The organism is Acidobacteriota bacterium (assembly GCA_034211275.1).
GTDB lineage: Bacteria > Acidobacteriota > Thermoanaerobaculia > Multivoradales > JAHZIX01 > JAGQSE01.
The window spans coordinates 1-12,336 of record JAXHTF010000199.1 but is presented as its reverse complement, the minus strand read 5'-3'; the positions used below and the strand labels follow the sequence as shown (position 1 = coordinate 12,336).

Genomic DNA, 12,336 nt, shown 5'->3' with positions numbered 1-12,336 from the left:
CACCGAGCTGCGGGCCGGCCCCCTGCGCATGGACCGCCCCGGGCAGACCGTGCGCATCGAGGACCAGGCGGTCCGGCTCCCCGCCAAGGAATTCGCCCTGCTCGAATATCTGCTCCTGCGCAAGGGCGAGGTGGTCTCCCGCATCGATCTTTCCGAGCACGTCTGGGACGCCAGCTTCGACTCCATGTCGAATCTCGTCGACGTCACCGTCTATCGGCTCCGCAAGCGGCTGGAGAAAGCCGGCGGCGGCGACCTCATCCACACCATCAAGGGAGCCGGCTATCAGCTGCGGGAGCCTGAGGACGCGCCGCCCGAAACGGCGCGGACATCGCCATGAGGGACTCTCCCGTCGTCCCCGAGGAAAGGTTCTGATGGACTCCCGGAAGCGCCCCCCCGGTCGCCGACTCCGCGGCGCCCGACTCCCCGCGGCCGGTGTCGCTCTGGGGCTTCTGTGGTCGTGGTTGCTCATCTTTGCTGCCTGGGCTGGCTGGCCCGCCAGCGCCCTGGTGGCCCTGGCCCTGGGATCGATCCCCGCCGTCCTCGCCGTCGCCCTGCTGGTGCGCCGCCATGGCTCACGCTCTCACCTCCGGCTGGAAGCGGCTCTGGAGCGCTGGGAGCAAGCCGGCTTCCGCGGTACGCCGCCGACGGAACAGGTCCCCGAGCTGCGCGCCATCGTCGAGGCGGTGGAACGCTTGGCCCAACGGCTGGAGACCGAGCATCAGCGCATGCAGCGCTTTTCCCTCGCTGCCTCCCACGAGCTGCGCAACCCCCTGGCCGCCGCCCGCGCCTACCTCGAGCTGGCCCAACGCCGTGTCGCCGCCCTGAACGGCAAGCCGGACCCCAACCTCCAACGGCACCTACTCCAGACATTACGGGAGATCGACCGTATTTGGTTGTTGGTAGAAGGGCTGCTGGTGTTGAGCCGGGGCACTCCTGCGTCGAGCCCGCCCCTTGAACAGCGGCCCATCCCCCTGATCCCGTTGCTTGAGGAGGCATTGGAGATCGTCCTGCCGGCGGCGGAGTTCAAGGCCCAGACCCTGGAACGGGAGCTGGGAGGGGAGGTGACGGTGGCCGGCGACCGGCCGCGGTTGTATCTGGCCTTGTTCAAGCTGTGCGACAACGCGGTGCGCTTCACCCCCCGGGGCGGCACGGTGAGAGTGAGCCTGCGCCACAGCGCCCAGCTGGCCACCGTGGTGGTGGAGGACGGCGGCCCCGGTGTCCAGCCGGGCACCTCGGGCGACAAGTCCCGCACCGCCGGCGAGGAGATGTTCAGCTACTTCGAGCCGGGAGAGCCCGCCAGCGGCGATGCCAGCGGCGGCGCTAGCTTGGGACTGAGCCTGGTCCAGCGAGTGGCCCTGAGCCACGGCGGTAGCCTGGAGGCCGAGCTTCGGGAGCAAGGCGGCAGCCGCTTCCTCTTCACCCTGCCGGCCTTGGAGTCGGCGGCCCAGCCCCGAGAAACCATCGTTGGTGCCTAGACTTGATTGCATCCCCTTGCCCTTCTCAGCCTTGCGGCTTGACTGGTCTCTCCCAGCCTGACGGCTTGATTGGCCTTTCCCAGCTCAACGGCAGGGCCGGCGAGGCGTTGACTCACCGGCCCTGCCATTGGAGCACCGTCCTCAGAGGAACGGCGCCCGCGGGAGCTAGATCAATCCTCGCGCAGCTCACCCAACACGTTGCCGCTGAGGTCGTTGTCACCGGAGGGATCCTGCACGCCGTCGACGGCAGCGTCGAAGTCGTCGTCGATCCAGTCCCGGCGGCGCACACCGAACTCCTGATTGAGGGTCAAGATGTTCATGCTCACCAACGAACCCTGGGTATCGCGCATGCGCAGCCCGTTGCGGCCGTTGGAGGACGAGGTGTTGCCGGTGATGGTGGTGCCGGTGGACTGGCGCACCCGCATGCCCTGGCGGCCGGAAGTGGTCACCGTATTGCCGGAGATGATGGTGCCCACGGCGTCCCGCACCCGGATCCCGTGGCCGGCGTTGGCGGTCAGGATGTTGAGATCCAGGAAGTTGTCATCGGCGAGGCGCACCACGATGCCGTGCTTGACCTGGTCGTGAATGTCGTTGCCGCTGACGGTGTTGCCGGAAGATTCCCGCACCTTGATGGCGCTGCGATTGCCCCGCAGCTCATTGTCGGCGATGGTGGTGGCGGTGGTGGCGCGCAGGGACACGCCGGTGTTGCCGTTCTCGATGATGCTCTGCTGAATGGTGCAGTTAGAGGCGTTGAACAAGGACACCACGTTGGCGGTCACGGCCCCGGTGAGGGTCACCCCTTGCACCGTCACGTTGTCAGCGCTGGCGATGCGCAGGGTGTTGACCAGGCCACTGCCCTGGATCACCGTCATATCCGCGGAGGCGCCCATGAGCACCAGGTTGGAACGGCTGATGACCAGGTCTTCGGTATAAGTGCCGTCCATCACCAAGATATCCACGGTACCGTTGAGGTCGACGTCGGTGGCGCCGGCGATGGCCGCGGAGATGGTGGCGAAGTCGGTAGGCACCACCGCATCCATGGCAGCGGCGGAACCGGCGGCGAAGATCGACAAAGCCACGAGGGCTAGGGTGAAGGCGGAGCGGAAAGAGCGGAAAGTCGACATGATCGTGTTCTCCTGGGTCGTAAATTTCGAAGGCCGTGGGGAGCGTCGATGCCCGCTCGCTGCTGGAGGGCCCGTCCGTTGGCGGAAGGACCTCGTCACCCCCGTTCGAATGTCTGTTACAACACATTGTCGACAAGTGATGATGAACGAACCATGACATCTCAGCACGAACCCTCTCCGCCGCCGGTATCTGGAGCTCCAGGCACTGGAACCCCACCCAGCGGCACACCGGAGACCGAGCCCGCTCAGCGGACCCGCCGCGGCTCCCGCCTCCTCTGGCCCCTGCGCCAGCTGGATCTGCTGCTCTGGGCCGTCGCCGCCTGGTACGCCGGGGCCCAATCCGGCCGCATCGAGCTCAGCCTCACCCTCGCCGTGCTGGCGCTGGTGGTGTTGCTCCCCCGCCGCCTCCCCGGAGGCGCTAGCGAGCGTCTGCGCACCCGGCTGCTGCTGGGCCTCGCCGTCGCCTGCCTGACCCAGGCCGCGGGCCCCGACCTGGTGCGCTTCACCACCACCGATTGGGTGCGCAGCTGGAACGTCTTCCACTACTACCTGGGGGCGGAGTACTACGACGAGCTCGGCTACCACGACCTCTACCGCGCCGCCCTAGTCGCCGACAGTGAAGGCACCGACGGCGAAGGCGCCGGCGTCTGGCGCAGCATCGACCGGGTTCGGGACCTGGAGACCTACCGGGTGGAACCCCGGGAGGAGGAGCTGGCGGAGTACCGGCCGCTGGAGGCCTTCAGCCCGGAGCGATGGAGCGCCTTCCGGGCGGACGTGGCGATCCTCGCCGACGGCATGCCCGCCGGCAGCTTCCGCAACGTCTTCACCGACCGCGGCTACAACGCCACCCCGTTCTGGACCTTCCTCGGCGCCGTCCTGACGAAGCTGCTGCCGGCCCGGCACCTGCTCACCTACAAACTCCTGCTGGCCCTCGACCTGCTCCTGTTGGCGGCGGCCTTGGCCCTGGTGAAGCGCACCTTCGGCACCCGGGCGCTGGCCCTGGTACTGCTCCTCTTCGCTCTCTCGCCGGTCAATCTCGGGCGGTTGGTGGGCGGCTTCCTCCAATACGATTGGTTCTCCGCCTTCGTGCTGGGCTTTTGCTGGTACCCCCGGCGGCAACCGGTGGCCGCCGCCGCGGGGATGGCCTACGCCGCCCTCGCCCGCGTCTTCCCGGTAGTCTTCGTGGCCGCCGGCGTGCTACCCCTGGCCTGGGCCTGGTGGCGCCACGGACAACGGCCCACGGTCTTCCACCGCCGCTTCCTCGCCGCCTACGTGCTCTTTGGAGTCGTCGGCCTGGGCCTGGGCAGCCTGACCCCTCGGGGACCCGCCGCCTGGCTCGACTTCGCCCGCATCATCGAACACCATTCCCACGAGCACGTCTTCGGCCAACGCCGGGTGGGCCTCGAGCACCTCTTCACCCGGGATCTGGACCAGCCCCTGGAAGAAACCTCCATCTCTGAGCGCCGGGAGGCGCACCGGGGGCGGGAAGGCCTGGTCGCCCTCTCCACCGCGGCGCTCCTGGGCCTGTGGTTGTGGGTGATCCGCCGCCGGCGCTCCGCCGACGGCCAGCTCCTGGGCTTGGTGCCCTTCTTCAGCCTCACCGTCAGCTCCCGCTACTACTGGTCTTACCTGGCGATGCTGCCGCTGCTCGGGCAGCGGGCGGGGCCGGAAGGCTCCGAAGAACGACCGAGAGAGCTCCAGCGCTGGGTCAGCGCCGGCCAGGTAGCGGTCTTCGCCGGCTTCTACCTCTACTCCCAGCGCGTCCCCGACCGCTACGCCGCCTATTGGTGGCTCAACCTGCTGCTGCTGGTCTTCCTGCTGACTCTGCTATTGGGATATCTGGTGACGGACGGAAGGTCGAAACCGGGGGACGAGACGCGGAGGGAGGCCGGACCTCAGAACTAAGGCGCCGGTGTTTCAGAGATCGAGGCCGGCCGGTCGGACTGAGACAGCAGCAGCGAGCGCAGCCCCAGCAGCGCCGACACATTGTGCTGCACGTAGTCGATGCGCACTTCCCAATCATCCAGGCTGCGGCGAAAACCTCCCAGGGAGCGGTCCGGCCGCGGCAGATAGAGGACGCTTTCGTCCCGCAGCTGGGTCCGCAGCTGGAAGGCGGCGGAGCGCTCCAGGGCCTCGAGGTAGCGTCGGGGGTCGTCGCCGGTGCGGCGGGCCAGGCGGGTCATGGCCACCAAGGCCTCCGAGCGGGTGGCGGTGGGGGTGGAACGGGGCGGCGTGTAATAGCTGCCGATCCAATCCGGGAAGCTCGCCCGCTGCCGCTGGGACCGCAGGATGCCCTCGGCGATGCGCCGGGCGTGGAGGTAGAAGGTGCGACCCTCGTCGCTGAGGTCGTAGAGCTCCTCCAACCCCATGAGCAGCCAGTGGTCGTGGGGCAGCTGATCGACGCTCTTGCCCAGATCCCGCACTCCCATCAGCCAGCCGGCGCCGTCCATGGAGGTTTCCAGCCAGGGGCCGGAGTCGTCCACCCGCGACAGCCGCGCCAGCGCCAGCACCGCCTCGCCGGGGTAGTAAATGGACTCGAAGGGCTCGGGGTCCGGCTTGCCGTAGAAATACTTGGACTCGAAGCGCCCTTCGTCGCCCTGCATGAAGACCATGAAGCGGGCCAGCTGCCGCATGGTGGGTAGGTGCTTGGCGTCGCCGGTGGCCTGCTGGTAGCGCAGCATCGCCAGCACCGTCAGCGCCGCGCCGCCTAGCTTGGCCTCCTCCCCCGGCGACACCAGCGCCAGGAAGTCGGCGTCGGCGTGCTCCGCCTTGGGCTCCCGCAGATGCTGGCGAAGCCAGGTCAGTCCCCGATCCCCCGCCTCCAGGAAGCGCCGGTCGCCGGTGACGTCGTAGAGCTCGAAGAGGGAGTAGCAGGTGCCGGCGTGGCGCAGCAGGTTGTAATCGTCGTCCAGCTCGTCCCGCTTGGTTTCGTAGAGGTAGTCGAAGCGGCCGCCGGGCTGCTGGTGGGCCACCAAATACTCGCCCCCGAGAACGGCGGCCTGCAGCAACGCTTCGGCACCGGTGTCGGGAAGCAGACGATTGCCGCGGAAGAGCGCCACGGCGGCCTCGCCGGTGGCGTCTTGATAGAAGCTGCTGAAGGCGACCCGAGAGTAGGGTTCACCGGCGGCACCGGGATTGCCCTCGATCTTCTGCAGCGGCCGACCCCCCTCCTGGAGGTAGGCCTGGAGCCGGTCTGTGCGCAGATCCACCTTGCCGTTCACCAGCCTGCGGGCGGTGAGCTCTTCCGGCAACAGCAGCACGCCGGCGCCGGGCAACCACAGCCCATGCAGGTTGCGGTCCAGGTCCGCCCGGCCGCGGGAATCGAAGGTCCCCACCACCCGCGCCGCCACCACGTCCAGCTTCAAGCCGGTACCGAGTTTCCCGGCCCCCGGGGAGCGGCGGCGCAGATCCTCCACCGCCTGGTCCAACGCCCCCGGGAGCAGCGATCCGGTGCCGCGGGCCACCAGGGCCGTAGCGTCTCGCCGGCCGAGGCTCAGCAGGAGATCCCAGGCCACTTCCGCTTCCGGCTGCCCGGCTCCGCTGCCTCCGTCAACCGACCCTCCCGGCTCGTTCCGCGGCGCCTCGGTGCCACAGGAGCCCAGCGCCGCCGCCTCGGTGGTCACCGGGCTCTCGGTCTCCAACCCCCGCCGGGCGGCGGCAAAGAGCTCACTAGCGCAGGCCTCATCGACCCCGGGCAGCTCCACCGCCACGGCGGTGGGCTGCAGGTGAGCATTCTCCGAAGGGGAGGGCTCGGTGCATCCCGGGCCTCCGATCGACAGGAGAATGAGCAGGAAGAGAGTTCTAGTCCCGGCGCGCCACATAAGTTCCAGCGATGACGTCGTGAAGGCCGCGGCGCGCGCCGGTGAAACCGATCATCAGAAAACCGACCCCCAGGGCCAGCAGGCTGACGAAATAGCCGGCGAAGCGCAGGAGAGCCCGGCCGACGCCGATGGTCGAGCTGTGGTCGACGCTGAGCACGTAGAGGCTGAACAGCCGCTTGCCCGGGGTAGTGCCCCAGATGCTCCAGCCGAAGACCGGCACCAACACCGCCAGGGCGAAGGCGGAGGCGGAGAAGAGAGTGCTCCCCTGGGCCTGCCAAGGGCCACCGCCGAGGAGCGATACGGCGCCGGAGACCACCAGGATGAGCATCCAGTCGAGGAAGCCGGCGCCGGCGCGGACCCAGAAGCCCGCCGCCGGCGGAAAGTCTCCCCGCGGCTTGCTCGCGGCAGCGGTGGTGACCGGTTTGCGGGGAGCCGTCGCGGAGCCCCCGGACTGAGCAGCGCCCGGTGCTTCCGACGGGCGCGGCGGCATCGAGCCCAGATCATCCAGGTCGTCCAGAGACGGCAACAGCTCTCCCCCGGCGCCGGCTTCCGCCTGGGGCTCCGGGGCTTGGCCCTTCGAGGGCGGCGCCGAGGCCGCCGCCGAGGACTGTTTCGCGGGCTGTTTTGGCGGCTGCTTCGGGGATTGCTTCGGGGACTGCTCCAGAGAGCTCGGGGGAGCTTCCGAGGGCGTCTCGAACCCGGCCTCCGCCGGGGAGACCTGGCTGAAAGAAGGCTCCCGCAGAACTCCGGAGCTGGCGGTCACGTTTTCCGAGGCCGCTTTTTCGGGAGACTTCCCGGAGGACTGATCTGGGGACGCCGGCGGCTGTTCCGCCGGGGGTTGTTCTGCCACGACGGGCAGACCAATGCTGGTGCCTTCGCCCTCGTCCTCCTCCGGCTCGTCCTGATCCTCCTGCGGCGCCAGCCGCCGGAAGGCCTCCTGAATCACCTCGCGGCCGAAGTCGTCGTCGTCCGGCAGCAAGCCCACGCCGGCGGCGGTGCGGGTGGGGCCCTCCGCGGGCAGATCCAGCTTGGGAAGCAACACCGGCGAAGGGGTCGCGGCGGCGGTGGAGGAAGCGTCCAGATCCTCCAGCTTGAGCTCCGTCTCCCCCACCGTCAGCCGGTCCCCCACCTCGAGCACGGTCTCTTCCTGGATCAGCTTGCCGTTGACGTAGGTTCCATTGCTCGAGTCCAGATCCTTCACCTGGACCTCGTTCCCCTCCACGATGAGGAGCACATGGCTGCGGCTGATGCTGGGATCCGGAAGCACCAGCTGGCAGCTCCGGCTGCGGCCCAACAGCAACTCTCCCTGCCCGAGCTCGAACGAACCGGACTTAGAGCTCAGAATGAACTTCCTCTGCTCAGAAATCGCCGTCCCTCCTCATTGCTTGAGAATCCCCTGGATTACCGAAGGCACTCCTTCAACGATATCACGAGGGCACTTTGACCGCCTCTTGCATCACCCCATCGGCAGTGCCCTAGCTCGAATCTCGCGAAGACTCCGAGGCGCCTACCGTAGCCTCCGCCGGCGACGGCCACGCCAGATGCCGCCGCAGCTCATCGGCGGAAGGGCCCCGGGCATGGTCCAGATAGCTCTGCAACGGCCCGGAGAAGAGCAACTCACCGCCGTGGCGGCCACCGCCGGGCCCCAAATCCACCACCCAATCGGAGCGCGCCACCAAATCCATGCTGTGCTCCACCACCACCACGCCGTCGCCCCGCTGCACCAGCCGCCGCAGCGTCTGGTAGAGCAGATCGATATCCGACAGGTGCAGGCCGGTGGTGGGCTCGTCGAAGAGGAAGAGTCGCGGTGCGTCCTTCTTCGGCCGGTCGAGGAAGCTGGCCAGCTTGAGCCGCTGGGCCTCGCCGCCGGAGAGGGTGGAGGTGGGCTGCCCCAGGCGCAAATAGCCCAGCCCGACGTCCACCAACACCTGCAGCCGGCGGCATAGGCGCTTGCGATCGGCGAAGGCCTCCAACGCCTCGTCCACCGTCAGCTCCAACACTTCGGCGATGTTGCGGCCGTCCACCCGCACCGCCAGCACCTCGGGTTTGAAACGCCGTCCCTGACATTGCTCGCAGGTGACGCTCACCGCCGCCATGAACTGCATGTCCACCTCGGTGACTCCGGTGCCCTTGCACGCCGGGCACCGGCCGCGGTCGATATTGAACGAGAAATGCCCCGCCTGGATGCCCCGCTGCTTGGCCACCGGCGTGGCGGCGAAGAGCTTGCGAATCTCGTCGTAGGCCTTGACGTAGGTCACCGGATTGGAGCGGCTGGAGCGCCCCAGGGGCCGCTGGTCCACCATCACCAAGTCCGCCAGCGGCTCCAGCCCCTCCAGGGCGTCGCACTCCCCGGGCTCCACGTCCACCACTCCCTGGGAGCGCTGGTAGGTGCCGTGGAGAACGTTCTCCATCAAGGTCGACTTGCCCGAGCCGGAGACCCCCACCACCGCCACCATGGAGGCGAGGGGAAACTCCACGTCGATGTCGCGCAGATTGTGAGCCCGAGCCCCGCGGATGGCGATCCGCGGCCGCCCCTCCACCTCCGCGGCCGCCGCTGGCAGGCCCTGCTCCCGGCGGAAGCGGGCCAGATGCTCCCGCGCCGGGGTCACCGGACGCTGGCGCAGATAGCGGCCGGTGAGGGAATCCTCGGCGGCGAGGATCTCCCCCGGCGTGCCGGCGGCCATCACCCGGCCACCGTGCTCCCCCGCCGCCGGCCCCAGATCGATGACGTGATCGGCGCCCAGAATGAGGGTGCGCTCGTGCTCCACCACCAGCACCGTATTGCCCCGCCCCGCCAGATCTTGGAGCAGCGCCAGCAGCTTGGCGCTATCCGTGGGGTGCAGCCCGATGGTGGGCTCGTCGAGGACGTAGAGGGTGCTGGTGAGCCCCGAGCCCAGGGACGCGGCGAGATGAATACGCTGGGCCTCACCACCGGAAAGAGTGCGCGCCTGGCGGTCCAGGGTCAGATAGTCCAGCCCCACCCGGTGGAGCACCTCGATGCGCTCCGTCAGCGCCTCGATGAGGTGCCCCGCCACCTCCCGCTGGCGTTCGCTCCATTGCTGCTCCTGCAGCCAACGGCGCATATCCTCGATGCTCAGAGCGGTGAGCTGGGGCAGCGTCCGCTCCTGGACCTCGACCCGCAGCGCCTCGGGCTGCAGCCGGGTGCCGCCGCAGGCCTCGCAGGGGGTGTAGGAGCGATAGCGGGCCAGCAGCACCCGCACGTGGACGCGGTAGGTCTTGCGCTCGAGCCAGGCGAAGAATTTGTCCAGGCTGGGGAATTTGCCCTTGCCGCTCCACACCCAGCGGCGATCTTTCTCCGGCAGGTCCTGCCAGGGCGTGTCGAGGTCGATGCCGCGCTCCTCGGCAGCGGCCAGCAGGCGCTCGTAGCGGTTCTCGTAGGCGGGGGTGTTCCACGGCGCGATGGGCCGCTCCCGCAGACTGCGCCGGGGATCCGGAATCACCCGCTCGGCGTCGATACCCACCACCCGGCCGAAGCCCTGGCATTCGTCGCAGGCCCCCAGGGGCGAGTTGAAGGAAAAGAGCGGCGGCGTCGGGCGGCGGAAGCTGTCGCCGCACACCGAGCACATCACTTCCCGAGAGTAGTAGCGCACGGTGCCGTCCAGGCCCCGGGCCTCCAACCGTCCCTCCCCCAGGCGGTAGCCTTCCTCCACGGCGTGGGTCAGCTGCATCCCCGGCTCGTCACCGCTGGCCTTGAAACGGCCCAGCACCAACGGCAGCGGGTCGTGCTTCTTCAGCCAGCGCCCGCCAGGTTCCAGGCGCACTACCTCGTCCTCGCCGTCTTCGCCCCCCTCCTCCAGCCGGCGGCCGAAGCCCTGGCGGATGAGCTCGTCCAGAGAGCGGTTGGCGTCCTTCTTCGGCCGCCGCACCCGCGCCACCAGCAGGAAACGCTCCCCCACTGCTCCCTGGGCCAACAGCCCCGCCGCCTCCTCCGGGCTGTAGCTGCGGGCGGGGCCGTGACCCTGCGGACAGAGCACCTCTCCCAGGTGAGTGAAGAGCAGCCGTAGGACGTCGTGAGTCTCAGTGATGGTGCCGACGGTGGAGCGGGCGTTCTTGATGCTGTTGGACGCCTCCAGCGCCACCGGCGGCAACACATTGTCCACCGACTCCACCGGCGGCCGTTCCATCTGGTCGAGAAACTGCCGGGCGTAGGTCGACATGGACTCGACGAAGCGCCGCTGCCCCTCGGCGAAGACGGTGTCGAAGGCCAACGATGACTTCCCCGCCCCGGACGGCCCGGTAACCACCGTCAGCGCCCCGTGGGGAATGCGGCAGTCGACGTTCTTCAGATTGTGGGTGCGGGCCCCGGTGACCACGATGGCCGGTCTCTCGGCTGGACCTCCGGCGGCCACCTTCTTAGTTCGTTTCTTGGACTGAGAGGAAGTCTTGGGCATGGCTTTGGGTCAGCCGTCGCGGTAAACGGCCGGCGTGGGAGTCTATCGCGTTGGAGTCGAGTGTCCAGAGCCGCCAAACCTCCTCCATTTGGCCCCCAACCCCGCTCATGCTAAAATCACCAAGAATCTTGGAGGCGCCCTGCCATAGCGGTTGTTGAGATCCCCGCCAGAAGTGGAACCTGTTCGAACCTGTCCCTTCCTGTTTCGACGCTCTCCCTTCCCGAGTTTGCAGTGGAATCCCCCGTTGGACCCGGGCTCCCCAGATTGTCAGTAGTAGTCTCGATCCCTCAAGATCGAGAGAGTCCAACGTTTCGCTCGCCTCGATAGGGGACGGGTACGGAGTAGGAAAGAATGAGTAAGAGGATTTACGTCGGCAACCTGCCTTATAGCAGCACCGAGGACGAGCTTCGCGAGATCTTCGGTGAGTACGGTGAGGTGGTTTCGGTGAGCTTGATTTCGGATCGCGAGACCGGTCGCCCCCGCGGCTTCGGCTTCGTCGAGATGAGTGACGGCGCCGAAGAGGCCATCGAGAACCTCCATCAGAAGGAGGTCGGCGGTCGGGTGTTGACGGTCAACGAAGCCCGCCCCCGGGAGCCTCGCTCGCATCGCGGCGGCTGGTGATCGACACCGGCAACGCTCGCTGAGCACCCACGCCGAGGCTTCGCCCTCGGCGCATGCCACAACCCGCCTGGATCCGGGAGTTTCCCTGGAGCCGACGGGTTGTTGCCTTTCTGGGCGTCGGGACTTGCTCGGCGCCGGCTGAAAAACCTGTCGCGCTGTTGGTCCTCCCCGACTTCTCCGATACAGTCCTCCAGTGCCTGCCTCAACGCTGGACCCCCCTTCCACGCCCCCCCGACGCCGCCTCTGGTTGGCGGCCCTCCTGACCGTGCTCGCCGTCGCCGCCTTCCTGCGCTTCGACGGGCTCGGTGAGCCATCACTGTGGCTCGACGAGATCCTGCACCTGGAAAAAGCCCGGGACGCCGCCCACGAACCCTGGCACGGCTGGCTGGCCGGCGTGTCGGTGGATCGCGAGAACGGCTCCCTCTACTACGCCGGCCAGCTCCTGGGACTGAAGCTCTTCGACGGTGAGGTGGGTGTGCGGGTGGTGCCCGCCGTGCTGGGGGTGATCACCGTCGCCCTCCTCTTCCTGGTGACCTGGGCCGCCAGCGGCAGCCGCCGGGTGGCAGTGGTGGCGGCGGTGCTGCTGGCAGTTTCGCCCCTCCACGTCTACTACTCGCGCGAGGGGCGGCCCTACGCCGCGGTCATGCTGCTGGCCGTGCTGCTCCTATTCCTCGCCCTCCGGGAGCGCCAGGCCTGGGCCCGCTACGCCGCCTATGGAGCCTGCATCGCCACCGCCTACCTGGGAGCGGTGGCGGCTCCCGTGCTGATCTCCTGCGGTGTCCTGGCGACGCTGGAGTGGCTGCGCAACCGGCGCAGCGGCCATTGGGTTCTCGCCACCGGCACCGGGCTGCTCCTGGGACTGCTGCTCTTCCCTACCGTCGAG

9 protein-coding genes are annotated in these 12,336 nt (G+C 68.4%); 5 read left to right on the top strand and 4 right to left on the bottom strand.

Annotated elements, in window-relative coordinates:
• Positions 1-337, top strand: a 337-nt coding sequence (locus SX243_21535) for a winged helix-turn-helix domain-containing protein (GenBank protein ID MDY7095567.1), incomplete at its 5' end; no start/stop codon positions are given.
• Positions 338-371: 34 nt separating this feature from the next.
• On the top strand, positions 372-1,475 hold the full coding sequence (locus SX243_21530; protein ID MDY7095566.1) for a HAMP domain-containing sensor histidine kinase: 1,104 nt from the start codon (positions 372-374) through the stop codon (positions 1,473-1,475).
• A 170-nt stretch (positions 1,476-1,645) separates the two neighbouring features.
• On the opposite strand, the gene SX243_21525 is transcribed toward SX243_21530, so the two are convergent.
• Positions 1,646-2,599, bottom strand: coding sequence for a right-handed parallel beta-helix repeat-containing protein (locus SX243_21525; protein MDY7095565.1), 954 nt, complete (start codon positions 2,597-2,599; stop codon positions 1,646-1,648).
• Positions 2,600-2,752: 153 nt separating this feature from the next.
• On the opposite strand from SX243_21525, the gene SX243_21520 reads away from it, so the two are divergent.
• Positions 2,753-4,504, top strand: a complete 1,752-nt coding sequence (locus SX243_21520) for a glycosyltransferase 87 family protein (protein ID MDY7095564.1) — start codon at positions 2,753-2,755, stop codon at positions 4,502-4,504.
• On the opposite strand, the gene SX243_21515 is transcribed toward SX243_21520, so the two are convergent.
• The 3 genes from SX243_21515 to uvrA form a co-directional block, all read right to left on the bottom strand.
• Complete coding sequence (locus SX243_21515) at positions 4,501-6,420, bottom strand: hypothetical protein (GenBank protein ID MDY7095563.1); 1,920 nt, start codon at positions 6,418-6,420, stop codon at positions 4,501-4,503. The two genes, SX243_21520 and SX243_21515, sit on opposite strands and share 4 nt — an antisense overlap.
• Complete coding sequence (locus SX243_21510; protein ID MDY7095562.1) at positions 6,401-7,762, bottom strand: RDD family protein; 1,362 nt, start codon at positions 7,760-7,762, stop codon at positions 6,401-6,403. The genes SX243_21515 and SX243_21510 overlap by 20 nt, the downstream gene beginning before the upstream one ends.
• A gap of 133 nt (positions 7,763-7,895) precedes the next feature.
• Positions 7,896-10,832 (bottom strand): excinuclease ABC subunit UvrA, encoded by a 2,937-nt coding sequence (gene uvrA, locus SX243_21505; protein MDY7095561.1) that lies wholly within the window; start codon positions 10,830-10,832, stop codon positions 7,896-7,898.
• Positions 10,833-11,183: 351 nt separating this feature from the next.
• Here uvrA and SX243_21500 point away from each other — a divergent pair, with 351 nt between their 5' ends.
• A complete protein-coding gene (locus SX243_21500) occupies positions 11,184-11,453 on the top strand; it encodes an RNA-binding protein (protein ID MDY7095560.1) in 270 nt (89 codons plus the stop codon).
• A gap of 247 nt (positions 11,454-11,700) precedes the next feature.
• Positions 11,701-12,336, top strand: a 636-nt coding sequence (locus tag SX243_21495) for a glycosyltransferase family 39 protein (protein MDY7095559.1), incomplete at its 3' end; no start/stop codon positions are given.